The organism is Sulfurimonas hydrogeniphila, assembly GCF_009068765.1.
Classification (GTDB): domain Bacteria; phylum Campylobacterota; class Campylobacteria; order Campylobacterales; family Sulfurimonadaceae; genus Sulfurimonas; species Sulfurimonas hydrogeniphila.
On the sequence record NZ_CP035534.1, the window covers coordinates 595,670 to 620,915 of the forward strand.

Consider the following 25,246-nt stretch of genomic DNA (forward strand, 5'->3'; position numbering starts at 1 on the left):
CTCTTTTATTACTTCTTTAAGGTTCATGCGTTAATATATCTACAGTAAAAAAAGCCTGAAATGCCGCGCATAAGGGCTTCTTTTAGTGTTAATAAGTCGTAGTTATAAATCTTAAAAAAGCCACTGAAGGCCAAAGGAGAATATATGCAATTAGGTTTCCTAGTTGATTTACACCTGTGTATGGGTTGTAAAGGTTGTGAGATCGCATGTAAAGTGGAAAATGAAGTTCCGCTTAGTACATGGAGACTTCGTGTTAAATATGTAGATGTGGGAACTTTCCCTGAAACTAAGAGAACATTCACCCCTCTTAGATGTAATCATTGTGAAAATGCACCATGTGAAAGAATTTGTCCGGTATCCGCTCTTCACTATATTGAGAATGGTATTGTAAACATTGACAAAGAGAGATGTATCGGCTGTGCCGGTTGTGTAATGGCCTGTCCGTACGGTGCAATATACATTGATCCTGAAACGCAGACTGCTGATAAATGTACCTACTGTGCACACCGTATTGCATCTTCGATGATGCCGGCCTGTGTGGTTGCGTGTCCGGTAGAAGCAAATATTTTTGGTGACTTGGAAGATCCTGCATCAAATATTTCAAGATATATTCAAGATCACAGAGATGTACAGGTTCGTAAACCTGAGAAGGGAACAAATCCTCATCACTATTATGTCGGAGCAGGACAAGCGAGTCTTAATCCTCTTGCATCAAGAAGAGAAGAAGGGTATAACCTGTTTAACAATATTACAACACTTCCACTAGGGGGGCATCACTAATGGTACATGAAACTTTAGCAGCAACAAATGCTGTAGTAACTCTAGATGTTGCAATTCCTGATATATTCTGGGGTTGGTATGTAACAATGAATATGTGGGCAAAAAGTATCGGTACCGGTCTGGTATTTATGCTTTTTCTTTTATTAAAGAAAAATCCGAGTGAAATGAACGGACTGCGAACGCCGGTTATGATTGCTTCTTTTATCTTTATGAATATTTTCCTGGTTTTCACATGGTTGGACCTGCATCAAATGTGGAGAATGTGGCATATATTCTTTTATCCTCACTGGACATCAGCAATTACAGTGGGTGCCTGGATGGCAACACTCTTTGTAGGTCTTGAATTTGTCATGATTGCAGTAATGATCAGAAAAGAGAAATGTTTGCTGACAAAACAGCCTACCGCCTTTTTTGATAAAACACTTTTTTGGGTAACGCTGCTGGCAATTCCAGTAACACTTTATACTGCCGGTATTATGGCTGAAGCAACAGCAAGAGAATTATGGCAGATGCCGACAGAATCAGCACAAATGATTTTGGCAGCAACACTGTCCGGTTCTGCGGCAATTATCCTTCTCGGCGGTTCTAAATTAAGCGATGAAACGAAAAATTTCTTTGGAGCGATTTTAGGATTAAGTGCTTTAATGGCATTTATTATTTATATGTCAGAGTATATTTTCGGTGCTATGAAAGCTGAAGAAGTTGCAGCTATCTTAGGCTATGTTAAAGGCGATGGTGAGTATGCTACAATGTTCTGGATTGGACAGTGGGTTGCATATATCTTACCAATGATACTGGTTGCGCTTTCACGAGTAAGTAACAGTAGCAGTCTTTTAAACCTCGCAGCTATTTTAGCTATCGTAGGTCTGTGGGTAGTGAAGCATGTTTGGCTAGTTATTCCACAATTATTACCAATGAGTTAAGGAGAAAGTATAAATGTATTTACAAAGTAGAAGAACATTTTTAAAAGGTGCTGCATTCAGCGTAGCTGGTGTAGCTATTGCTAAAGGGGTATTTGCAACAGATGCAATTGCCGAATCTGTTAGCCAAAGTAAGTTTACAAACACTCCTGATACAATTTCTTTTTATCCTGACCAATCAGAGTGGGACAATTTTGCGGAGCTCGACGGAGATGACTGGAAACGTGGCGGTATCGAACGCCATGGCGTCCGATCTGCCGACAATCCTGACGGTATCCAGGTAAACAACTATACAATTGTTCCAACAGTCTGTTCAAACTGTGAAGCGGGTTGTGGTCTAACTGCATGGGTTAACAAAGATACTATGACGGTAAGAAAGTATATGGGTAACCCATTACACACAGGTTCTCGAGGCAGAAACTGTGCCAAAGGGTATGCTGTAACTTCTCAAATGTACGATCCTGATCGTATTCCGTTTCCTATTAAACGTGCGCCGGGTTCAAAACGTGGTGAAGGAAAGTGGGTTCGTGTAACATGGGATGAGGCAATGGCTGCTATCGGGAAGAAAATGCATGACACACTTGCAAAAGGTGATGAGATTTCTAAAAAATCTATCATGTACCATGTCGGTCGTCCAAACGAAAACGGCTTTGGTCCGCGTGTTCCGCAATCTTTAGGAATTGACGGATACAATTCACATACCAATATCTGTTCGGCAGGGGCTCGTCAGGGAACTATCCAATGGGCAAATGATGACAGAAACTCACCGGATTGGGCAAATGCAGATCTGATATTCTTACAGTCTTCACATGCAGCAGATGCGGGTCACTATTTCCAACAGTCAGCCGGTTTGATTGCTGAAGCGCGCAAACGTGGTGCAAAAATGGTTGTTATTGACCCTAGAATGAGTAACTCAGCGGGTATGGCGGATTTATGGATTCCGTGTTGGCCGGGAACAGAAGCAGCACTTTATCTATATTTGACAAACCGTATTTTAAATGAAAAGAAAAAAGACGGGTCAGATATTGTAAATCATGAATTTGTAAAAGAGTGGGTTAACTGGGACAGACTGATGGCCAACAAAGATTATCTGCAAAAGATGATTGGATACGGATATATCTCTAAAATGCCAAAAGATGACAGTTATGAGTCTTTTATAGAAGTTGCAAAAGAGTTGTACGCTCCGTATACTAAAGAGTTTGTTGTTAAAGAGTGTAAACTCGAAGGTATGGAATATAAACTGGATGAACTGTGGGAGATGTTTGTACCTGCAGGAGCTAAAGTTGCTACATATTTATGGCGTGCAGGACCAATCGGTCACCGTGGTGGCTGGATGAATACACGTGCAGGTTTCCTGCCTCTTGTTTTTGTCGGAGCTATGCGTGGAGATATCGGTGGAGTAGGTATGCACCACTGGCATGAAATTTCAGTTGCAGGAAAAGGTGACAAAGCCACAGTTGCAGGAAAACACCCTGAAAAAACTGATGCATGGAATGAAATTGCATGGCCGCCGGAGTATCCTATTTCAACATATGAGATGGGTTACATGATGCCACAGATTATGATGGATGATGCATGGCATGAGAAATGGACGAAACGCGGACTGAAGATTCCTAAATCTATGGCTGTTTATGTTCCAAGAATGCACAATCCTTTATGGATTAATCCGGATGGATTCAGATGGATAGAAGCACTCAAGCGTGAAGATAAATTTGAATTGTCATTTAACCTCTCTCCTACCTGGTCTGAAACAAACTGGTACTGTGATTATGTACTTCCTGTTGGACTTGCGGGTGAGAGAAACGATCAACAGTCAACGCCTTCAAAACCGGAACAGCGTATAGAATTCCGTCAGGCGGTTCTTCGTGTTGCTGCTGAAAAATCAGGTTGGAAAGCAAAAAGACCGGAACGTGCTACACTTGAAGCACACATGAAGTTCGGTCTGGGTGAAGTATGGGAAGAGAGTGAATTCTGGCCAAATCTAATTGTAGATTATGTAGATCCGGATGGTTCATTGGGCATCAGAAAATACTGGGCAAGTAAAAAAGATCCGTCCCGTGCGGTAACTGTTCCTGAGTATTTTGATGCGGCGATGAGTCTTTTACCGAAATTAAAAGCCGAAGCGACAAAACTGTATGCAAAAGAAGAGTTCCCTGTTTACAGCTACATGAGAGATCATGGTGCCTGGACAGAAAAAACTGATGTATACAAGCCTCAGGAAGAAGAACTTGAATTTGACGGAACATATTACCATGCACACGGTCATAAATATTCCAAAGACGAAGTTACCAAGGATGAATTCGGTGCATTATGGGTACAAGACGGAAACTTCAAAAAATCTATCGGTGCTGAAATTGACGGAGAACTTCGTGAAGGTTTCCATACATTGAGTAAAAAGCTTGAATTTTTCTCTGAGTGGTTGGCTGAAGAATGGAAATGGCCGGAGTATGCTATTCCAATTTATCCGAGAAATGAAAAAGAGAGTGATAAAATGGTACACCTTGTAACACAGGTTCACCATAAGCACATGAAAGCGGACAATGAATTTGCACTCAATACGATTTATCGTCTGCCGTACAATATTCATACGCGTTCTGTGAACTCTAAACACTTGATGGAGATTTCACAAAACCACAATCCTATTTGGATCTATACAAAAGATGCTGAAAAACTCGGTATCAAACGCGGAGATGCAGTTAAAGTACAAATACAGGATACTCTTACAGGTATTAAAAGCGGTTACTTTATTGCAATGGCTGTGCCAACTGAAGCAACACGTCCTGGTGTTCTTGCATGTTCACACCATGCAGGCCGCTGGAAACTCAAAGACTCTGTAACTATTCCGGGATTTGAGCATCAGCTTGGTATTATGAGTTTGGGTTCTCCTAAATATGAAATGACTGATGACGGAAAAGTCGGAACAATGAAACCGACTGAAGGTATCAAACCGCATCATGCATGGCAGTTTAAAGAGTACAACAAAGATCTTGACAATATCTGGTGGGATGGACTCAGTGGTGCATGGCAAAATGCGGTAGCCCCTTGTCATCCGGATCCTATTGCCGGAAACCACGGCTGGCACCAAAAAGTTATCATTACAAAAGCAGGTGCTGATGACAAAATAGGTGATATTAAAGTGAACTATGAAAACAACTTTAAAGTGTATCAGGCATGGAGAGATCAGTTGACTCGTCCGTTGACTGCGGCAGACAAACTGCGCCGTCCATATCATATTAAACGTCCGGTGAAACCAAGCCAAAAGGCTTATGAGTTCAATATAAAAGACGTTTAACAACAAAGGTAAAGCCCACTTCAAGTGTGGCTTTACTATACTTCTAATATAAGAAAATTTCCAAAAGGCACATTTTTAATGAATAATGATTTAAAACAAGAGCAGATTGCAAGAATAAATTTGTATGCACTTATCTCAAGAATAATGATGAGTGAAATTGATGAAGGGCTATTAAAATCAATAGAAGAAGACGAAAATATGCTCTCTTTTTTTTCAACATTCAAAGAATGGAAAAAACGAAAAGAGCTTGATTCAAAAGATTTGATAGAAAGATATCTGAATGTTGATTTTACTAACCTTTTTTTACTCCATCTTATTCCGTATGAATCATTTTACACGAGAGATGATCAGATGCTTGAAACAGGTGGCGACAATCCTGTACAGGCCATTTTTAATGCTTTTGAATTTAATGTACAGCTTGACAAAGCACGAGTTATGGCTGCTGACCATATAGCGATTGAACTTGAGTTTATGTATGAACTCTGCAGAGCAGAGCTAAAGGCACTTGAAGAGGGGAACTCTAAAGTGGCACAGGAGATAGCACAGATTCAGTACGGTTTTATGCGAGACCATATTTTGGAGTGGGCGCCAATGTATCTGTTAAATGTGAAAAGTGAAGCAGGCACGGCTTTTTATTTTGATGCGGCTGATTTGGCTTTGGAGTTCATTATGAGTGACTTTGAATACCTCACAGAATTAAAAAACAGCGGATATAATCACCAAGCATGAGCCTTTTAACTTTAGATGTCAGCAAATGCGTACATACTTCAAACAAGTTTGCAATATGTGACAAATGTGTGCAGGCATGTCCTGTTCAAACAATTCATCTGGAAAACTCTGCAATCTCTTTTACACCGAGTGAATGTGTTGGATGTGGAGGCTGTAATGCAGTTTGCCCTACTGCGGCATATACACTGGATGATTTTAATCCAATGAATTATATTTTCCAGTTTTTAGAAGATGAAAAGAGTGTGCTTACATGTAAGGACGAAAATTTCCCCTGTATAGCCTCATTGAGTGTTGAAGAGTTATTGAGTGTTGCATTGATATCTTCAGAAAAAATTACTCTGGATGTGGGACCCTGTGCAGAGTGTGAAATAGCAAAAACAAATCTTGCTGTTATAAACAACAGAGCAGAAGAGGTGAATTTCCTGCTTGAAGCGATGCAACAGGAAAAAAGCCTGAATGTTGCAGCATTGAATTTTGAAATAAAAAAAGAAAGTGATACTTTAAGCCGGCGTAAACTGCTCTCAAAAGAGGGTGTCAAAACTGCCATCACAATCAAACAACAGCTGCAAAATGAGGTTGATGCAAGCGATAACAATGTAAAAACACATGCAGTGACAGCAAAAGATATTATGAAAATAAAAGAGAAGACTATACCTGACAGGCGTAGTCTGCTGCTTATGGCAATGAAACGTGCCAAAGTGCCTGATATTTTTCATACTATATCAATAGATGATATTTCTTTCGTTTCTCAAAAAGATTTGGATGAGACCACGTGTACCAATTGTCAAATGTGTTATAGAATTTGTCCAACCGGTGCATTGAGTTCAGATCACAGAGGCAGTAAAATTGATTTTAATCCGCTCGCCTGTGTACAGTGTCACAGCTGTCATGATGTCTGCGAACCGCATTCTCTCACACTGAGAAAAACATTTTCGCTCAGTACTTTTTTTGAACCGAAAATTGAAACCCTGGTGCGTTTTGACATTAAAAGATGTGATGAATGCGGGAACTTTTTTGCCTATCAGGGTGGAGAGAAAATCTGTAACAGATGCAGGATTGAAGAAGAAGAAGCAAAAGAACTATGGGGGATACAATGAGTGAAAGAATGGCAGAAGTCGAGACAATGAATGCTGATGACGGGATCAAAAAAGAGACAAAGCTCTTTGGGCTTATTGCTGAACATGCCAGTCCAAACAGACTGTTTGTTTTACTTAACAAAGAGATAAAAGCAAATAATGCCGATGCCATGATGATACCGATGAATATACGCGAAGATGATTTTTATTATACACTTTCAAATATGAAAAAATCTCATGTCAACGGTGCATATATAGCAGAAGAATATCAGGAGAGTGCAGTAGAACTGCTGGATGAAGCAGATGAATTTGTACAGGTGTATAACAAGTGTGATTTTGTTTTAAGAGACGGTGAACGACTGATCGGAACGTATCTTGAGAAAAACAGTACATTGCTTGGCGAAGATTTAGCAAAAGAAATATTTGAAAAATATATAAGATAGGAAGACAATTATGGATATAAAAGATTTAAATGAATTAAGAAACGAATTTGAAATGATGCAAAAACAGGCAATGCAGGCTGCCTGTGATGACGGAAGCTGTGCAGAAGATGAGTATGAAGACTATCCAGACTATTTAAAGGCCATTTATGCAGAGATTATGCCTCCGGCAAAAAGCGGTATCTATTTTTCAAGATGGGATTTAAAACGCATAGCAGCTGAACTGGGCGAATCTTTTGCCATAGATGTACGTGAGAGAATGTTTAAAAACTTCATGCAGTGGATTGCTACACCCGAAGACATGCAGGCTGTTGTCAATGAATTTAAAAAACATATGGATATGAAGTGTGCTTTATATAATGAGTATGTACAAAATTATCCGGCAATGAAAGAGATTTTCGAACCGAAAATTCAAAAAGCGGAAAAAGCAAAAAAATATCTTGACAAAGTCTATATCGAGTTTTTTACTTAAGCTTTTTCAGTATCTCTTTTTTTATTTTTCCGAGATTGAGGGGATGTTTTTCATGAATATCTGCCTCAAGCTTTGCAATATCCTCATCTAAACCTCTGTTTTGATAATTCATTATTAAGAGCAAGAGCAATTCTTTTGCATCTATTGCGCGTTTAATATCTGCAAACTCTTCTTTTTGTTTTTTTGTAAAAAATGATTTTTGACTGATTTTTGCGGTGAAAAATCCGGCTAAAAAAATCAGGGTATAGATGAAAAAAGTTTTTATCTGCGCAAAATTTATCCATGCTTGATTTTGTGGGGCATTTGTTTTATCTAACAAGAGTGCAGGATTTGTTTTTTTTACTTTGACTTTATATGCTTTTGTATGGAGTGTGTAATAGCTGTTTTTGCGCGGGGAATAAACTTCTAACGCAAAAGAGGGGATTGTAAAATTATCTGACGCGCTGAGGGCATATATATATTCTGTATTGATAATATACCCATCTTCTGTAAGCCTGGAAAGTTTGTCTTTTCTTTTTGAAAATATGCTTACATTTTCAATTTGCGTATTGAGGATATTCAATGCTGTTTCTTTGTAACCCGTACCGGAGAGTATATAATGCAGATTGACAATCCCATACTGGTCAATTTCATCGGTGTCAATTGTAGAGCTGATTTTAAAATCTCCTACCAGGTCAACATGTTTTTTAAATTTTTCTACCTTGAGTGTTAAAGGTTTGAGCGCTATTTTTGTATCATAGGTGCTGATGGCTATACTGTCATCATGGTCATCAACATAACTTTGTTTGACAGCTTTGTCACTGGCGGTGCGAATAATAAAATCAAAATTTACATGCAGTGTTTTTGCTTTGAGTGCAAAGAGAATAAACTTAAAGGTTGTCTTCGTGTTGTGGTAGCCTTTGTCCTGTATGCTTTTTTGTAAAAGTTTTACTTCATAATCAGGGCTTTTTTGCACATTAAAGGAAAAAAACATATGATCACTGTGGTTTTTCTGTTCCGCCTGAAAGGTAATGAGCAGAGGTTCTTTGATGTGGACACTTTTTTTATTGGTTGTAAGTTTGTAGGTTGCCAGCTGGCCTGCACCAAAAAGTGAGACAGTAAAAAGTATAAAAAGCAAAAATATCTTACCAAGGGTGTTTTTCATTTGTATATCCTTTGTTTATGAGTTCATAAGCTCTGTATCCCAGCTTGTATTTTGATTTGTTTTTCTTCTTTACATGTAGAAGATTTTGGTTCTCTTTTTTCTTTTTGCTGTTTTTTCCGCTGCCGCTGCTTTTTTGTGAAGCTTTTTGCTGTGAGTTGGACGATGAGGCACTTTTGTTTGTGCTTTTTTTCTGCATTTGTTTTTTATCGTCTTGCTTTTTGCGCTGCCTGTTGGTTTTTGGAAGCATTTGTCCGAGATTTTTTTCATCCTGAAGTCCCAGTTTATACAGAAGGCTGAGATTGTAAAAAGCATCTTTGTCAAATCCAAGTGCCAATGATTTTTGGTAGTAGCGTATTGCTCGGCTGTATTTTTTCAAGGCAACAGCACAATTGCCGAGATTGTAAAAAATATTTTGTTTGAGTTTTGGATCAGTGGAACGTATTTGTGAAAAAAGTTCTACAGCTTTTTTGTAATTTTTTGCTTTGCAATAGGCAACTGCACTGTTATAGTAGCTTGCAGGGGAGGGAGAAAGCTTGAGAAACTCCTGTGCAGCAGCTGCATAGTTTTTATGCCTGTATGCCTGATTTGCTTTGTTGTGATGGTAAAAATCCAAGAGCGAGGCCGCATGAACGGGGTATGGCAGAATGATAAAGGGCAGAAAAACAAAGAGTTGGTGCAGTTTTGTTACAGCAAGAAAAAAACTAAGCAGCGCTATAAAAAGCGGAAAAATAAAAAGTTCCCGGTAGCTGAGTACCTTTGTCGTTGATTCAACAGCAGTATCCTGTTCTTGAAGATCGCTGATGATTTCCTTTGATATATCTGCATCTGTGTCTAATTCATAATATTTTCCTCCGCACTCCTGTGCCAACGGTTTTAAAAGTGGATTTATTCTTGAAATTACAAGATTCTCGTTATTGTCCAAAATAGGTTTGTTGTTCTTTTTCAGTGTGGTTCCTTTTGTTGAACCTGTTGCAACGATATAGGGAATGATGCTATTTTTTTACATATATCTACGAGGCTGGCAAGATCTTTGTCCTCGCCCCCGTCAGTGAAAATAATGAGATTTTTTTGTTTATAGGAAGTCTTGGCAATACTTTGAAACAAAGAGAGCAGGGAGGTTCCTTTTGTTAATATATATTTTGGCTCCAGAGAGTTGAGTGCCATCATACTGATGGTACTGTCTGTTGTCGGAGGTGAGATGAGCATGGCATTGGAGGTGAATGCAAAAATACTGAACCGATCCTGATTCAGTTGCCTAAGCAAAGAGGCAATATTTTTTTTGCCACTTCATAGCGTGTTGGCTTCAGATCATCCGCCTGCATTGAAAAGGATGCATCAAGGGCTATAATATAATCCTGTGCATCAAATTTTTGCTCGATCGGTTTGTTTGTAATGACCGGTCGACTGAGTGCGATGAGCATAAAAAACAGAGAAAGGTAGAGCAGGTTCTTTTGCTTTTTTGTTTTTTGCTGTGTCTCTTTTATATCATTCTTATAGTAAAAATACAGTGGAATCAGAAAAGAAAGAATCCAGGGATACAAAAGTGTCATAAAACTTCCTTTTTCTGTTTTGCAATAAGATAGAACAGCAGGAGCAATGCCAAAGTAAGCGGATAGATAAAGAGATTTTGTTTATGAAGATAATGTTTTGATCGAATGGCACTTGGTTCGAGTTTGTCTATTTCCTGATAAACTTCTTGCAGCATCTTGACATCTTTAGCCGCAAACATTTTTGCACCTGTGTTTTTTGCTATGAGTTTGAGAAGATTGGCATCAAAAGAGGAGGTGTCTCCTATGCCTATGGTATAAATTTTCACATGCTGCTTTTTTGCCCTTTGTACCGCCTCTTTTACAGAAACAGCACCACTGTTCTGATAGCCGTCTGTCACTAGAATAATCACTTTTTCTTTTGCTTTTCCTTTTTTGAGGATTTTGAGTGCAGTTGCCAGTCCTTCTCCTATAGCGGTACTTTCTCCTGCAATGCCCACATCAAAAAAATCCAGTAAAAATGCAACACTCTTCATGTCATAGCTCAAAGGAATGGCAGGATAGGCATAGCTTCCAAATATTGCTACACCGACATTGTCGTTGTAACGTTTGGATATAAATGAAGCTAAAAGTTCCTTGAGTGCATCAAATTTTCTTTTTTGCGGATTTTCTGAGTCAAATCCACTCTCCGCCATGGAACCGCTGGTATCAAGAGCAAAAACCAAATCTCTTCCTTTTCGCTTGGAAGAACTTTTTTGGTCATATACAATTGGTGAGGCAAGTGCAAAAATCATAGAGGAGAGAATCAGGGAATAGAGCAGTTTTTCCTTGTTGATGAAAGAGGTTTTTTTTGAAAAGAGATGTATGTGCGGGAAAATAATTTTTTTGAGCGTAAGAGGACATTTATATATGCAGATTACCAAAAGTAAAAGGATGAAAACATAAGGATATTCAAAGGTAAAATTATTCAATTTGTCACTACTTTTTGATACAATTATAGCAAAGAGGAGATGAGAATGAGATTTATTTTTTTATTTGTTATCCTGCTAACGAAAATATATGCAGATTCAGATGCTTACAATCGTGGTGAAATGCTTTTCTTTGCCAATGCCTGCTCAAGCTGTCATGGACCATCTGCCGAAGGAAGCAGTACCTATCCGAGACTTGCAAACAAAAAAAGCAGTTACCTGAAAAAGAAACTGATTGATTTTCGCGCAGGAAAGGCCAGCAGTGTTTCACAGCAGATGATGGCGCAGTTTGCGAAAAAACTGAGTGATCAGGATATTAACGATTTATCCTTTTTTCTTTCCAATCACAAAGAAGTCCCTGTTGAAGATGTACAGGACGATATACTGGGCGGATTTGGTTCATAAATCTGTTCCGGTACAAATAGATCCTGCAAATACAAAAGAGTACATAAAAACCATACGGGGAATTGGATATATGATGCTTTAGTGTAAGCGTGTTTGAGACGCTACATCTATTTTTCTGCCCACAGCATTCTTAGATAGAGCCCCGGCGTTGAAGTGTATCCAACCTCACTAAATACCAGTTTTTTGTGTTTGTCATAAATAAAAGTTGTCGGAAATCCGGAAATATGAAATATTGAGGAGAGTTTTCCATTTTGGTCGTTGACAACTTTGAAAGTGTAATTATTTTCATCAAGATATTTTTGAAGCTTTTCATCACTCCCTGACTTCACAGCTATGGTAATGACTTCAAAATAGTGCGATAAAAATTCTATATTTGAAGCTTCAAGCTTACATGTAGGACACCAGCTAGCCCAAAAGTGTACTAAAACCGGTTTGTTTTTTACTACTTGATATTCTTGATTATTTATAAGTTTAAAGCTGTCAACAGTTAAGGGACTCTGTGATAAATCCTGACTTCTGTACAAACTTAAAGCATTTGCAAAAAGAGTCATCGTAATCACAAAAAAGATAATTTCTTTGAGGTAGTGTTTCATTTTTTTTAGCATAAGACAAGCTTAACACTATTGTAATAATAAACTGATAAAATGCTAAAAAAATAAAGGAAAATACATGGTTAAAGCACTACTTGTTCCACTGTCTCTCGTATTGATGACGGGATGCAGCACTTCATTGCACAAAGCAACTCCGCATAAAACAAAAAAAACGGTGCATAGAATGTTCCAAAGTGTTTCTAAGGAAAAAGCTGTTTTGTTGCAAAAAGGAAAGCATAAAGAATCTTGCCATATATGCGGCATGAATTTGGTAAAGTTCTATAAAACAAATCATGCGGCAAAAGAGAATGGGATAACACATCAGTACTGTTCTATTCATTGTTTGACAAAAGATATTAAAGAAGGTGCTGAACTGGAAAATCCTCAAGTTGTTGATGTGAGTTCTTTGAAATTTGTTCCTGTAACAGAAGCTTATTATGTTGTTGGAAGTAAAAAACCCGCTACAATGAGTAGAATAAGTAAATATGCATTCAAATCTTTAAAAGACGCACAGGCTTTTCAGGCCCAATATGGTGGAAAAATAGTTGATTTTTATTCTGCCTGGCAAATAGCCAAGAAGGATTTTAAATAAGAAGGGGGTTGAGACAGAGTGTTTACTCTATCTCAGCGTCGATAACGTCGTCATCGTCTTTTTTCTTTGCTGCATCTGCTGCTCCGGCTTCACCGCCTTGCTCTTTTTTATACATCTGCTCTGCCATTTTATGGCTTGCTTCTGTAAGTACTTTTACTTTCTCTTCAATTTGCTCTTTTGTAGAGTTTTCATCTTTTAGAACATCTTGAAGATCCTTGATAGCCGCTTCTATTTTTGCTTTTTCGTCAGCTGCAAGGTTGTCTCCCATCTCTTTCATTGATTTTTCAGTTTGTGCAATCAATGCATCTGCCTGATTTTTGAGTTCAACAACAGCTTTTCTTGCTTCATCTTCAGCTTTATGCGCTTCTGCATCCTGAACCATTTTTTCAATCTCTTCTTCGCTTAATCCTGAAGCACCTGAGATTGTAATTTTTTGCTCTTTACCAGTTCCCTTGTCTACTGCTGAAACTGTCAGTATTCCGTTGGCATCAATATCGAAAGTAACCTCAATTTGAGGTACACCACGCGGTGCCGCCGGAATATCAGTCAGTTCAAACAGACCTAAAGATTTGTTGTCTTTTGCAAATTCTCGCTCACCCTGCACAACGTTAATGCTAACAGCCGGCTGGTTGTCTTCTGCAGTTGAGAAGATTTGAGATTTTTTTACAGGAATTGTAGTTCCTTTTTCGATAACTTTCGTTGCAACACCACCCAGTGTTTCAATACCAAGTGATAACGGTGTAACATCAAGTAAAAGAACATCTTTAACATCTCCTCGTAATACACCACCTTGAATAGCTGCACCCGCAGCAACAACTTCATCAGGGTTTACTGATTTATTTAACTCTTTGCCGTCAAAATAGTCAGAAACTCTTTTTTGTACCAAAGGAACACGAGTAGAACCACCAACCATGATGATCTCTTTAATGTCGCCTTTACTTAAATCTGCATCTTTCATTGCAATTTGAACATGATCCATTGTCTCATCTACAAGTGGTTCAATCATTCCTTCAAACTTAGCACGGGTAAGTTTTACAACCAAGTGCTGCGGACCTGCTTCAGTCATTGTGATAAACGGCAGGTTGATTTCTGTTTCTGTTGCCGAACTTAACTCTTTTTTCGCACTTTCTGCAGCATCTTTCAAGCGCTGTAGGGCCATTTTGTCATTTTTAAGATCAATTCCGTGACTTGCTTTGAATTCACTTGCTAACCAGTCAACAATTTTGTTGTCAAAGTCATCACCACCAAGGAATGCATTTCCGTCTGTTGAAAGAACTTCAAATGTTCCGTCAGAAATTTCAAGTGTAGTTACATCAAATGTACCACCACCCAGGTCATATACCAAAACATCTTCATCAGATTTTTTCTCTAAACCATATGCAAGTGCTGATGCAGTCGGTTCATTGATGATACGAAGTACATTCAGTCCCGCAATAGTACCGGCATCTTTTGTCGCTTTTCTTTGGCTGTCATTAAAGTATGCCGGAACGGTAATTACAGCATCAGTAACTTTTTCTCCAAGATACGCTTCAGCATCTTCTTTTAGTTTTGAAAGAATTTTTGCTGAAATTTCCTGTGGTGTGTAGATTTTTCCTGCAACATCAACTGCTGCCATACCGTCTTTGTCTACAATCTTATATGTTACTTTTTCCTGTGCAAGTTTTGCATTTTCTTCATTCATCATAAGACCCATGATTCTTTTGACAGATGAAATTGTTTTTTCCGGATTTGTGATAGCCTGACGTTTTGCAGGGTCTCCTACTAAAACCTCTCCCTTGTCTGTAAATGCAACAACTGAAGGTGTTGTGTTTTTTCCTTCTGCATTTGGAATGATTTTCGCTTCACCACCCTCATATACTGCCACGCATGAATTTGTTGTTCCTAAATCTATACCTATTACTTTGCTCATTTTTTCTTCCTTTTTTTAAGTTTAATTGAATTTTATATTTTTTAAAACAGTGTAATTGTACGCTCTTTTAAATTTTTTTTTGCAACCTAGGTTGCATTTACTCAAAGCTAGTTTGCAACAACAACCATAGCTTCTCTCAATGGTCTCTCTTTATATTTGTAACCTTTTTGAAAGGTTTGGACAATCTGTCCGCTTTCAACTTCATCACTGTCAACACTCTGTACGGCATTGTGAATATTCGGATCAAACGGCTCTTCATGTGATACCATTGTTACACCGTGTTTTTCCAGTGCTGTAGTAAATTGCTTGAGTGTAAGTTCAATACCCTCTTTGAGCTTTTCTATAAGTTCCTGAGGTTCGGCATCTGCATTAGCAGACTGCAGGGCCATCTCAAGAGAATCCACTACAGGGATCATATCTTTTGCAAATTTTTCGTTTGCATATTCAACCGCAGTGTATTTTTCACGTTCAAGTCTCTTTTTAATATTGTCAAAATCAGCATGAACACGTGCATACTTGTCCTTTAGTTCTGCCAGTTCTTTTTGCAGTAAATCTAATTCGTTTTCAACTGCTTCAGCTTCAGCAGCGACTTCATCATTCTCTATTTCGTTATTATTTGTATTTTCTTTTTCAGACATAATGATTCATATCTCCTTTTTCTTGAAAAGATAACGTATTATACACATTGAGTGTAATAATGTCAAGTAATGGTTGTGTGATTTATATAAAATAACTTTAGTCACATTCTGTCAAGTTTGTTTTTCATCTTCTTAAAACTGTAATGAAGCTTCACTTGAGTATTATTATACTACAAATTTATGGAGAAATATTATGAAATATTTAACTTGGTTCTTTATTGGCGTTGTAGGTATATTTATTTTCGTGTATGTCATACTCTTTACAGGCTTTGGCAATTCATTGATAAAACCCGCTATAGAGAGTAAAATCAGAGAAGAGACGAAACTTGATTCTAAACTAAAGGTTTTTTCTTTATCAATGAGTGATTTTCAAATAATTTTGCAATTAAATGAGAACAATACAATTAAAGCTGCAGGAACCTATTCGATTCTTTCAAAATCTTTTGATATACAATACAGTGTTGATTTAGGAGAACTGGCAACGCTGCAGCCTTTGACTGTAATGCAGTTGCAGGATGCCTTTTTTACAGAGGGAAGGGTACAGGGGAATGACAAACTGTTTACTGTTTTAGGAAAGAGTGATGTTGCCAAAAGTAAAACAGACTACAAAATTGTTATGACAGACTTTATTCCCACTGCAATTATTGCCAAAGTAGCGCGTGCCGATTTAGCCTCTTTACTGCATATGATCAATCAAAAACCGTATGCGAGTGCCCAGGTGAATCTGAATGTCAATTTTACAAACATCACGCCGCATCAACTTGACGGTGATATTCTTCTTGTTACAAAAAATGGAAAATTAAACGCAAGCGTGATGAAAAAAGATTTCAATATTACCATTCCTCCAACAGCATTTGCAATGAATTTGGATGCAAAGCTCAAAGGCGATGCAATTGATTATAGATATAATCTCAATTCTAACCTTGCCAAAATTACATCGCAAGGCAATATAGTTCCGGCACCGTTACATGTAAAGGCAAAATACGCATTACATGTAAAAGAGCTGGCTGTTTTAAAAGCGATAACTTCGGCTGATATAAGAGGAAAATTAAATCTCAACGGAACAGTAGTCGGCAATAAAGAAGAAATGATTCTCAAAGGAAAAAGTGACTTGGCTGCTTCAAACACAGCATTTACAGCAACACTGCATGATTTTGCACCCAAAAGCATTGAAGCGGATATAAAAGGTCTCAAGCTTCAAAAACTGCTTTATATGCTCAAACAGCCTCATTATGCAGATGCGCTGTTTACCATGCATGTGAACATCAGCAATGCTGATCCGAAAAATCTGCAGGGTGTTGTGACATCTCAGATTACAAAGGGGCTGGCAGACACAAGATACATTACCCAAGCGTATAAGTTTAAAAGTATGATGCCAAGAACAAAGTTTCATGCTGCAACACAAACAGTACTCAGTAAGAATATCATTGACACGAAATTAAATTTTTCTTCAACGCTTGCGAATTTTGTGATTAAAAAAGCACGTTTTGATACAAAAGAGGCTTCTTTGCAGACGGACTATGCCGTAAAAATTCCCAATCTTGAGCAACTCTATTTTGCAACGCAACGGCATCTCAAAGGTGCTTTGGCTGCCAATGGAATACTGAAAAAAGCAAAAGATTTGGATTTTACACTTTTTTCAAATATAGCCGGCGGCAAACTTGATGCAAAACTGCACAATGATGATTTTGTTGCAAATTTAAAATCACTGCAGACTTTGGATGTTCTTGATATGCTGCTGTATCCTAAAATATTCAAGGCCTCTGTAGACGGAAAATTTCTTTATAATCTCGCAGATGAAAAAGGTGACTTTAAAGGATTGCTTTTCGATGGTACGTTTATGCCTAACCAGGTACTTGACTTGACAAAAAAATATGCACATATAGACCTGTATAAACAGCGTTTTAAAGGAGATGTAGATGCAAAAATAAAGAAAGAAAAAATTGTTGCCTCGTTGGATTTAAAGTCAAATACATCTTCCATTGTGGCAAAAAATACAAAAATTGACACAAAAGCCAATACAATTGATGCAAAAATTGATATTAATGCGAACGGCAATCCTTTGAGTGTTACGCTAAAAGGAAATATCAACAGACCGAAAATCGGGGTAGATGCAAAGCAGATTATCAAAAAGGAGGCAACAAAAGCGATTAAAAAAGAGATACAAAAAAGAATAGGAAAAGATGTCGGAAATCTGTTGAAAGGATTATTTTAGACTTACATCAGTCAGGGTAAGGCAAAAACTGACGGTTTGGCCCTGTTCTTCAACTTTTGTACAGGCCTGTGCAAGTGTTTGCCCTGTTGTGATAATATCATCAACTAAAATGATACTCTCATCATCTTTGAACTTTTTCAGTTGAAAGTTTCTTGGATTTTCCTGTCTGAATTGTTTGCTTTTACCCGAATACGAAACACTGTTTTGTGCCCGAAGTTTATTGTAAAGCGGACGGATATTGTATGTTTTAAGTGCATGGTTTAACAGTGCTGTGTGCGAATAGCCACTTGTACTTTTGTCATCTATTGCCAAAGAGAGATATTTCTCTTTTGTATGAAATTCTTTGGCAAATTTTTTAAAGCTGAGTTTTGCTAAAATAGTATAAATATAAAAACCGATATCGGTATGTTTCGTAAACAACAGTTCTTTTATCTCCTCATATTTGTAAAAAGAGAGGATGTCGGTACCGTTAGGGAGTTTTCTTCTGTAAAGAGCAGGGGAGAGAAAGTTTGTCTGGCAGGCGGAACATATGTGTGTAAAAGTATAACTTTCACACACTATACATTTCATAAAATCTGCTTTAGTCCATTTTTAAAACAGACATAAAAGCCTCTTGCGGCAGCTGCACCTTGCCTATGGATTTCATTCGTTTTTTCCCTGCTTTTTGTTTTTCAAGGAGTTTGCGTTTACGGGTAATATCTCCACCGTAACATTTGGCAGTAACATTTTTTCCCATTGACTTGACTGTTTCCCGGGCTATGACCTGATTGCCCAGTGATGCCTGTACGGCTACTTCAAAAAGCTGACGGGGAATCAGTTCTTTCATGTTTTTTACAAGTGTTCGCCCGCGAGAAAGCGCAGAGGTTCGCGGGACAATCACACTGAGCGCATCCACAACCTCTCCGGCAACTTTGACATCAAGTTTGACAAGGTCGCCCTCTTTGAATTCGGTCGGTTCATAGTCAAAAGAAGCATAGCCTTTTGAAATGGACTTGAGCGTATCATAAAAATCCACGACTATTTCATTCATAGGTATTTCATACTCAAGCATTACTCTTTCTTCGTTGAGATAGGTCATTTTGTTTTGGATACCTCGTTTTGAAACCAAAAGATTCATGATATTTCCTAGATATTCACTGGGGGTTATCACTGTGGCTTTCACATAAGGCTCTTCGATTCTGTCAATATGATTGATTTCGGGCAATTCTGACGGGTTTTGCACTTTTACCATCTTCCCGTTATTAAGGTACACATGGTAGACAACCGAAGGGGCTGTGGCAATTAGATCAAGTCCGAATTCTCTCTCCAGACGCTCTTTGATGACTTCCATATGCAGCATACCCAAAAAGCCTACACGAAAACCAAAACCGAGTGCTATAGATGTTTCAGGTTCATAAGAGAGGGAGGAGTCATTGAGTCTGAGTTTGTCAAGTGCATCTCTTAAGTCTTCAAATTTGTCGGTATCTATAGGGTAGAGTCCGGCAAATACAAAAGGTTTAGCAGGTTCGTAATCCCCAACCGGTTGGGCAGTGGGATTTTTCGCATCAGTGATGGTATCACCGACACTCACCACACTTACCTCTTTAAGCCCTAAGACTACAATGCCGATTTCACCACTCTTTATAGCCTGTGTTTTGATTTTTTTCAAAGGATGCGGATATAATAAATCAAGGACTTGATGCTCTTCACCGTTTGACATCAGTTTAATCGTCTGATTTTTTCTAATTTCTCCGTCAAAAACACGTACAAGTGCCAGAGCACCAAGGTACTGGTCAAACCAGGAGTCATAAATAATTGCTTTGGTAGGTGCATCCGGATCACCGACAGGTGCCGGAATTCTCTCAACAATGGCATCAATAAGGTCACGAATCCCGACGCCTGTTTTTGCACTCACAAGGACAGCATCTGTGGCATCAATACCTATAGAAGTTTCTATCTCTTCGGCGACTTTATCAGGATCGGCGGCAGGAAGGTCAATTTTATTAATAACGGGAATGAGTTCAAGGTCGTTGTCAAGCGCCAAATAGACATTGGCAATTGTTTGTGCCTCAACACCCTGTGCGGCATCAACGATAAGCAGGGCTCCGTCAGAAGATGCCAAAGATTTACTCACTTCATAAGAAAAATCAACATGACCCGGTGTGTCTATAAGATTGAGAATATAATGTTCCCCGTCTTTGACATAGTCAAGGCGAACGGACTGTGCCTTAATGGTAATGCCGCGTTCCTGTTCTATATCCATGGTATCCATCATCTGTGTACCCATTTCTCTCTCGGTAACAGAACCGCACTCTTGTATGATTCTGTCAGCCAAGGTGCTTTTTCCATGGTCAATATGGGCAATGATTGAGAAGTTCCTAATATTTTTCAATGATACTCCTATGCAAAAAGACTGTTCACACTCTCGTTGTGATAGACTCTGCGAATTACTTCGGCAAAAAGTGGTGCAACACTCAAGACTTTTATTTTTGAATGAGGTTTTGATTCTAAGGTATTGGTTATAATGAGCTCATCAAGCTCACCGTTCTCAAGATTCTGGTAGGCATTTCCACTGAGAACACCGTGTGTAGCGCATGCCATCACAGAAACAGCTCCTTTGTTCTTAAGAGCAGTGGCCGCTTTGACCATTGTTCCTGCCGTGTCAACCATATCGTCTATCATAATAACATCATGTCCCTCGACATTTCCGATGATATTCATGACTTCACTTTCATTTGCTTTTTCACGGCGTTTGTCAACGATAACCATTTCAAGACCCATTCGGGATGCAAAGTATCTCGCACGCGCAACCCCGCCGATGTCAGGAGAAGCAATAATAGGATTTTTGAGGTTTTTGCTTTTTATATACTGCTCAAAGGTAATAGAACCGTAAAGATTGTCAACCGGAATATCAAAAAATCCCTGAATCTGTCCGGCATGCAGGTCTATAGTTACGACTCTGTCTATGCCGGCAGTTTCATAGAGGTTTGCTACAAGCTTAGCCGTAATCGGGACACGGGGAGCCGCCTTTCTGTCTTGTCTCGCATAACCGTAGTAGGGAACAACAGCTGTAATACTTGAAGCTGATGAGCGTTTGAGGGCATCAGTCAAAATTAACAGTTCCATAAGATTGTCATTTGAGGGAGCACCGGTTGACTGTACGATAAATACATCACGACCACGGACAGATTCTGCAATCTGGACCGAAATTTCACCGTCGCTAAACTTTTTAACATCAGCTTTCGCTAAGGGAATATCTAAAATACTACAAATTTCTTTCGCAAAATCAACACTGGCAGATCCTGCAAAAATTTTATAACCACGCATAGGAGTTCCTTCTTGGAAAAATTAATGTTGTATTATACAGCAATTGTACTGAGTATATGTTAAAGTTCCTGGCACTTTTGACAAAGTCCGGATAAAACCAGGTCGGCTTTGTCGATTTTAAAATGAGAAGTCTGTGAAGCGAGTTGGGCAGTTTGTGACAGGTCCAGTACAATATCCTGAATTGTATGACATTGTCTGCAGATTACATGGGAGTGTGTCTCTTTTGTCAGTTCAAATACTGATTTCTCATTTGGAATTTTTACTTCCTGTATAAAAGCATTCTCCATCATAAGATTAATATTTTTATAAATAGTAGCCAGTGAGATAGAATTGAATTTTTTCAGCATGACTTCATACAGGTGCTCTATTGTCATGTGTCCATTGGCATGAAGTGCATTTGCAATTTCCAGTCTTTGCGGTGTTGCTTTTAAATGATGTTGACGTAATATATCTGTATAATTATTCATAATAGAATTATACACTACAAATATTTAAAAATAGTTTTCTAAAGCAGTTTTTGTAATCGGATTAAGCTGGAAAAGAGAATCGCGCTTTTGTCACCACTTGAACTTTTCATCTGAAGTTCACTGTTTAAGAGTAATTCATGCAGTTTTGCATATGTCTGCGGTTTTATTTTAATTGCAGCAGAGGCTTTTTGTTCTACCACAAAAGAGGGTGCAGGGTAACCTAAAATTTCTAAAGCATTAGGCGCACCGTTTATTCGGATATATATGTTAAACATATAAAGCTGTGTCAAATAGGCGGTAATTGCTGTAATAATTCTTATTTCATCTTCGCCATGTTCGAGTATATTAAGTAAATCAGGACGAAAATCTTTTTTGTCAAGCAGTTTTGTTATAAAGTCGTCAAGGTTGATACTTGCAAGTCCATATACCAGATTGTCAACATCTTTTGTTGTAATGGCTCTGTCATAAACACGAAACTTTTCTATTTCATTCGATGCAAGCGCAACATCTCCATTGTGAATTTTTAAGAGATGGGAAATTGTAAATTTATCAATATTGACATGCTTTTCTTGGGCAAGGGCATAAATAATATTTTGTGCTTCATACTCTTTTGGGTGAAAAAATCTTACACTCATGACATTTGTTTTGGCAAAAGCTTTTTTATTGTTGTAGGTTTTATGGTCTGATCCGTAATAGGCATAGACAAAAATATTTTCTGTATTTTTGTCACATAAGGATAAAAACAGATCAAGCTCTTTTTTGGGAATTTTTTTTTCGCTTTTTATGACAAGGATATTTCTGTCTCCAAAGAGTGAACCCTGCGAGAGATGTGCCTTTGCAGAGTTAAAATCATATTCGTCATGGTAATAGCTGAGAATATTTGCTTCTTCTATATTTGTCAGCATTTTTGTATACATATCTATCAAGAAGGTACTTTCTCCAAAAAAGATAAAGCTGTTGGAGATACTCTTGTTTTGTATATGTTTGTCAAACTCGTTTTTATACATTGTTTTCTATTTTCCCGACTACAGAGGCATATATTCGGGCTCTTGCTATATTCACTTTATCAATGCGAACAATGACATCTTCAAAAAGTGTTACATCCGCACCCGATGTAAAATGCAGTCTTGCACCTATGATTTTATCATGCAACTGGGCACGCAGTTCCGGATCTGTAGAGGTAATTCTTGCTTTAAACTCTTTGTGCAGGTTTTGTTCTGCCCATCTTGCATATTTGCGTGCTTTGTATTCGGACTCTATAATCATAGCCTCACGCTCTTTTTCACTGATAGCCATACTGAGTGATTCTATATTTCTTAAAACATAAGACTGCTCCTGTGTGTCGCCTCTGTTAATCGCTTTTAAAAGTCTGTGCACAATTAAATCACTGTACCTTCTTATGGGTGAGGTGAAATGGGTGTACTCTTTAAAACCCAGTCCAAAGTGCCCGACATTTACAGGGGAGTATCGTGCCTGCATCTGGGACTGAATAATCAGTGTATCCACTTCCGCTTCAATACCCATCTCTCTGGCCTGTTTTTGGATGGAGTCTATTGTTTCTTTGATAGTGTTTTTTATCTCTACATGTATGCCTATGCCGGCTAACTCCTGGTAAAGCTTCTGAAGTTTTGCCTGACTTGGCGGTTCGTGGATTCTAAAAAGCCCTCTTTTGTAACGTTTTGCCGCTTCTTTGTTTGCTAAGAGCATACAGTCCTCTATAAGTCCGTGAGAAGGTGTCTCCTGGGCAAGGGTTGTGGCGACAAGGTTTGTGTTTTCATCCAGAGTCATCTCTATTTCTGTAGAGTGAAAGTCAAAACCTTCCTGCAGACGTTTTGCCCGTAATCTGTCGGTAACTGTTTTGAGCTTTTTTATCCAGGCAAATATCTCTTTTTCTTCATGTGTTTTTGCCTGCAGCTTATTTTCTAAAAAGAGGTCAATCTCTTCATAGTTAAATCTTCTGTCAGAGTGCATAAGTGCCTCATACACTTCAGATTTTACGACTTCAAGAGTTTTTAGATCAAGTTTGATTTCAAATACATAAGCAAGTCTGTCTACATGGGGTTGAAGGGAACATAAAGTTTCACTGAGTTCTCTCGGGAGCATAGGAATAGAACGATGCGGCAGATAAATAGAAAAACTTCTGTAGATTGCTTCGGTATCTATGGGGCCAAAAGGTGTGACATATTCACTGACATCTGCGATAGCAACATAAAGGGTTGTGTTCTTGTCATCCCAGTAGATGGCATCGTCAAAATCTTTTGCAGTCACAGGGTCTATTGTACAAAATGTCAAATCTCTTAAATCTTTTCTTTTTGGATACTTTGAAGCATCAACAGGCTGAAAAGAGCGAGCGATTTTTAAAACTTCCTCATCAAATGCATCATGCTTGTTAAACTGGGCAAGGACAATTTTCTCATCAGATTTCGGGTCTTTGATGTTGCCTATTTTTTCCATGATTTTATTTTCATTGTTGTCAACTTTAAAAAGGTCACCCACTGCATAGTTATTGAGCTCTTCTGTTGACATCTCAGCACCGACGGGATACTCGGTTTTAAGATCAACTAAAGATTTGTGCCCCTCTTTTTCTATAATGTAGGCGACACTGTAAGTCTGTTCTTTTCCGACTATTTCTACTATTTTGGCACTCGGTTGTCCTCTGTGCCCTAAAAGTCTCTGAGCAATAACCAAATCCCCTTCATTGGCAAGTCCGAGATTGTTTTCATTGATATAGAGGTCTTTAATATTCTCGCCTATTACATGTAAATAGGCTGTTCCTTTTTGGACAAGTCCTAAAACTCCGGCACGGTATTTGGAATTGAATTTGTATATATTATGCTTGTGTGTCAGGTATTTTTTTGCAAGCCATTCGCGTACTACAGGAAGTTCCTCTTCCGTGATGTCTTGTTCATTGAGTCCATGAGTGAGTCGTATAAGTAGTGATTTCAATGCATTTAACTCTTTATATGTTCCAGGGCTTGATCGAAACTCTCCATATCAAGTCCGTATTTTTCTATTAACTCTTTTGCAGCTTGAATGCTCTCGTTTGTGATTACACCGTTTATAGGAACAGTGATACGAACTACATGAAGAATCTGTGCAGCTTTTTTATCTTCTTCCTTGGCTGCATCGGGATTTTGACAGTTGCGTATAACATCAACAAGTCCCTCTTCAAATTTCCATTGTGCAAATATTGTAGCACTGACTTCAGGTGTATCTACACCTACAATCTCTTTTTCGGCAGCTTCAACATCCTGTAACTCCTGCATAACTGCTTTGAACTCTGCTTCTTTTTTGTCCGCTATAATCTGCTGTGCAATAAGTACTTTTCCGATTTCTACCAAAAAGGCAGCAGGGGATAAAATACCCATAAGCCTGTTTTCTCTTTTTAGACACCAGGCCGTAGTAAGCGCATGCTGTTTTTTTGAGAGTTCAGAGAACATTTCGTTTGTAATGCCGTAGGGTGACAAATCAAGATCAAAGCTTTTTTTCACGATTGAAGCTAATGCAAATCCGCGAACAGTACCCATACCAAAGAGACCGACTGCCTGACTGATAGCATTTATTTCTCTGGAGAAACCGTAAAGCGGTGAATTTGCCGCTTTAAGGATATCGGCTGTCAAAAGAGGGTCTTTTTCTAAAATTTTTGCCATATCATTAAATGTAGAGTTCGGATCTTTGTAAACTTTCTCTATTTGAAGAGCAGATTCCGGAAGTGGCGGGAGTTGCTTGATTTTTTTTAATATATCTTCAGTCATTTAATTTCTCTCTTGTTAAATATAGTCTTTGTAGTGTAATTATAGTCTCAATAGCTAAATA

Annotated in this window: 25 protein-coding genes; 10 read left to right on the forward strand and 15 right to left on the reverse strand. The window is 38.4% G+C overall.

Annotation, left to right across the window (positions count from 1 at the left end; genetic code table 11):
- The first annotated feature begins 144 nt into the window (after positions 1 to 144).
- From ETP70_RS03185 to ETP70_RS03215, 7 genes are all read left to right on the forward strand, one after another.
- A complete protein-coding gene (locus ETP70_RS03185) occupies positions 145 to 780 on the forward strand; it encodes a 4Fe-4S dicluster domain-containing protein (protein WP_151899823.1) in 636 nt (211 codons plus the stop codon).
- Positions 780 to 1,703, forward strand: coding sequence for an NrfD/PsrC family molybdoenzyme membrane anchor subunit (nrfD, locus tag ETP70_RS03190; protein ID WP_151899824.1), 924 nt, complete (start codon positions 780 to 782; stop codon positions 1,701 to 1,703). Before ETP70_RS03185 ends, nrfD begins: the two co-directional genes overlap by 1 nt.
- A 13-nt stretch (positions 1,704 to 1,716) precedes the next feature.
- Positions 1,717 to 4,992 carry a molybdopterin-dependent oxidoreductase gene (locus ETP70_RS03195; RefSeq protein ID WP_151899825.1) on the forward strand — a complete coding sequence of 1,092 codons (3,276 nt, stop codon included), beginning with the start codon at positions 1,717 to 1,719 and terminating at the stop codon, positions 4,990 to 4,992.
- Positions 4,993 to 5,070: 78 nt separating this feature from the next.
- The gene (locus ETP70_RS03200; RefSeq protein ID WP_151899826.1) at positions 5,071 to 5,721 is read left to right on the forward strand and encodes a TorD/DmsD family molecular chaperone; all 651 of its coding nucleotides are present in this window, start codon (positions 5,071 to 5,073) and stop codon (positions 5,719 to 5,721) included.
- Positions 5,718 to 6,818, forward strand: coding sequence for a 4Fe-4S dicluster domain-containing protein (locus ETP70_RS03205; RefSeq protein ID WP_151899827.1), 1,101 nt, complete (start codon positions 5,718 to 5,720; stop codon positions 6,816 to 6,818). Before ETP70_RS03200 ends, ETP70_RS03205 begins: the two co-directional genes overlap by 4 nt.
- Positions 6,815 to 7,240, forward strand: a complete 426-nt coding sequence (locus ETP70_RS03210) for a hypothetical protein (RefSeq protein WP_151899828.1) — start codon at positions 6,815 to 6,817, stop codon at positions 7,238 to 7,240. The genes ETP70_RS03205 and ETP70_RS03210 overlap by 4 nt, the downstream gene beginning before the upstream one ends.
- Positions 7,241 to 7,250: 10 nt before the next feature.
- The gene (locus ETP70_RS03215; RefSeq protein WP_151899829.1) at positions 7,251 to 7,709 is read left to right on the forward strand and encodes a hypothetical protein; all 459 of its coding nucleotides are present in this window, start codon (positions 7,251 to 7,253) and stop codon (positions 7,707 to 7,709) included.
- Here ETP70_RS03215 and ETP70_RS03220 read toward each other — a convergent pair.
- Genes ETP70_RS03220 through ETP70_RS03240 form a run of 5 tightly spaced genes read right to left on the reverse strand, consistent with a single transcriptional unit; the run spans position 7,702 to position 11,311 of the window.
- On the reverse strand, positions 7,702 to 8,853 hold the full coding sequence (locus ETP70_RS03220; protein WP_151899830.1) for a BatD family protein: 1,152 nt from the start codon (positions 8,851 to 8,853) through the stop codon (positions 7,702 to 7,704). The two genes, ETP70_RS03215 and ETP70_RS03220, sit on opposite strands and share 8 nt — an antisense overlap.
- Positions 8,834 to 9,775 (reverse strand): tetratricopeptide repeat protein, encoded by a 942-nt coding sequence (locus tag ETP70_RS03225; RefSeq protein ID WP_188110036.1) that lies wholly within the window; start codon positions 9,773 to 9,775, stop codon positions 8,834 to 8,836. Before ETP70_RS03225 ends, ETP70_RS03220 begins: the two co-directional genes overlap by 20 nt.
- Positions 9,776 to 9,795: 20 nt before the next feature.
- Entirely contained in the window at positions 9,796 to 10,116 is a 321-nt protein-coding gene (locus tag ETP70_RS03230; protein ID WP_188110037.1) for a VWA domain-containing protein, read from the reverse strand.
- Positions 10,101 to 10,403, reverse strand: a complete 303-nt coding sequence (locus ETP70_RS03235; protein ID WP_151899833.1) for a hypothetical protein — start codon at positions 10,401 to 10,403, stop codon at positions 10,101 to 10,103. The genes ETP70_RS03230 and ETP70_RS03235 overlap by 16 nt, the downstream gene beginning before the upstream one ends.
- Complete coding sequence (locus ETP70_RS03240; RefSeq protein WP_151899834.1) at positions 10,400 to 11,311, reverse strand: VWA domain-containing protein; 912 nt, start codon at positions 11,309 to 11,311, stop codon at positions 10,400 to 10,402. The genes ETP70_RS03235 and ETP70_RS03240 overlap by 4 nt, the downstream gene beginning before the upstream one ends.
- A 45-nt stretch (positions 11,312 to 11,356) precedes the next feature.
- Here ETP70_RS03240 and ETP70_RS03245 point away from each other — a divergent pair, with 45 nt between their 5' ends.
- Positions 11,357 to 11,713, forward strand: a complete 357-nt coding sequence (locus ETP70_RS03245) for a c-type cytochrome (protein WP_188110038.1) — start codon at positions 11,357 to 11,359, stop codon at positions 11,711 to 11,713.
- A gap of 107 nt (positions 11,714 to 11,820) precedes the next feature.
- Here ETP70_RS03245 and ETP70_RS03250 read toward each other — a convergent pair whose 3' ends face one another.
- Complete coding sequence (locus ETP70_RS03250) at positions 11,821 to 12,318, reverse strand: redoxin domain-containing protein (RefSeq protein WP_151899836.1); 498 nt, start codon at positions 12,316 to 12,318, stop codon at positions 11,821 to 11,823.
- 64 nt (positions 12,319 to 12,382) lie between these two features.
- Between ETP70_RS03250 and ETP70_RS03255 the strand changes: the two genes are divergently transcribed.
- Positions 12,383 to 12,895, forward strand: coding sequence for a nitrous oxide reductase accessory protein NosL (locus ETP70_RS03255; protein ID WP_151899837.1), 513 nt, complete (start codon positions 12,383 to 12,385; stop codon positions 12,893 to 12,895).
- A gap of 22 nt (positions 12,896 to 12,917) precedes the next feature.
- Here the strand turns inward: ETP70_RS03255 and dnaK are convergent, their stop codons facing one another.
- The gene (dnaK, locus tag ETP70_RS03260; RefSeq protein ID WP_151899838.1) at positions 12,918 to 14,804 is read right to left on the reverse strand and encodes a molecular chaperone DnaK; all 1,887 of its coding nucleotides are present in this window, start codon (positions 14,802 to 14,804) and stop codon (positions 12,918 to 12,920) included.
- A 107-nt stretch (positions 14,805 to 14,911) separates the two neighbouring features.
- Positions 14,912 to 15,442 carry a nucleotide exchange factor GrpE gene (gene grpE / locus ETP70_RS03265; RefSeq protein ID WP_151899839.1) on the reverse strand — a complete coding sequence of 177 codons (531 nt, stop codon included), beginning with the start codon at positions 15,440 to 15,442 and terminating at the stop codon, positions 14,912 to 14,914.
- Positions 15,443 to 15,635: 193 nt separating this feature from the next.
- On the opposite strand from grpE, the gene ETP70_RS03270 reads away from it, so the two are divergent.
- Positions 15,636 to 17,657 carry a hypothetical protein gene (locus ETP70_RS03270; protein WP_151899840.1) on the forward strand — a complete coding sequence of 674 codons (2,022 nt, stop codon included), beginning with the start codon at positions 15,636 to 15,638 and terminating at the stop codon, positions 17,655 to 17,657.
- On the opposite strand, the gene ETP70_RS03275 is transcribed toward ETP70_RS03270, so the two are convergent.
- Genes ETP70_RS03275 through ETP70_RS03305 form a run of 7 tightly spaced genes read right to left on the reverse strand, consistent with a single transcriptional unit; the run spans position 17,649 to position 25,185 of the window.
- Positions 17,649 to 18,227 carry a ComF family protein gene (locus ETP70_RS03275; protein ID WP_151899841.1) on the reverse strand — a complete coding sequence of 193 codons (579 nt, stop codon included), beginning with the start codon at positions 18,225 to 18,227 and terminating at the stop codon, positions 17,649 to 17,651. The genes ETP70_RS03270 and ETP70_RS03275 overlap by 9 nt on opposite strands.
- A 10-nt stretch (positions 18,228 to 18,237) precedes the next feature.
- Entirely contained in the window at positions 18,238 to 20,028 is a 1,791-nt protein-coding gene (lepA, locus tag ETP70_RS03280) for a translation elongation factor 4 (RefSeq protein WP_151899842.1), read from the reverse strand.
- Between the two features lie 8 nt (positions 20,029 to 20,036).
- Positions 20,037 to 20,963 carry a ribose-phosphate pyrophosphokinase gene (locus ETP70_RS03285; RefSeq protein ID WP_151899843.1) on the reverse strand — a complete coding sequence of 309 codons (927 nt, stop codon included), beginning with the start codon at positions 20,961 to 20,963 and terminating at the stop codon, positions 20,037 to 20,039.
- A 59-nt stretch (positions 20,964 to 21,022) separates the two neighbouring features.
- Entirely contained in the window at positions 21,023 to 21,430 is a 408-nt protein-coding gene (locus tag ETP70_RS03290; protein WP_151899844.1) for a Fur family transcriptional regulator, read from the reverse strand.
- 38 nt (positions 21,431 to 21,468) lie between these two features.
- Positions 21,469 to 22,437 (reverse strand): DNA polymerase III subunit delta, encoded by a 969-nt coding sequence (gene holA, locus ETP70_RS03295; protein ID WP_151899845.1) that lies wholly within the window; start codon positions 22,435 to 22,437, stop codon positions 21,469 to 21,471.
- A complete protein-coding gene (locus tag ETP70_RS03300) occupies positions 22,430 to 24,376 on the reverse strand; it encodes an RNB domain-containing ribonuclease (RefSeq protein WP_151899846.1) in 1,947 nt (648 codons plus the stop codon). The genes holA and ETP70_RS03300 overlap by 8 nt, the downstream gene beginning before the upstream one ends.
- 5 nt (positions 24,377 to 24,381) lie before the next feature.
- Positions 24,382 to 25,185: an HDOD domain-containing protein gene (locus tag ETP70_RS03305; RefSeq protein ID WP_151899847.1), complete on the reverse strand. Its 804-nt coding sequence runs from the start codon at positions 25,183 to 25,185 to the stop codon at positions 24,382 to 24,384.
- Between the last annotated feature and the right edge of the window lie 61 nt (positions 25,186 to 25,246).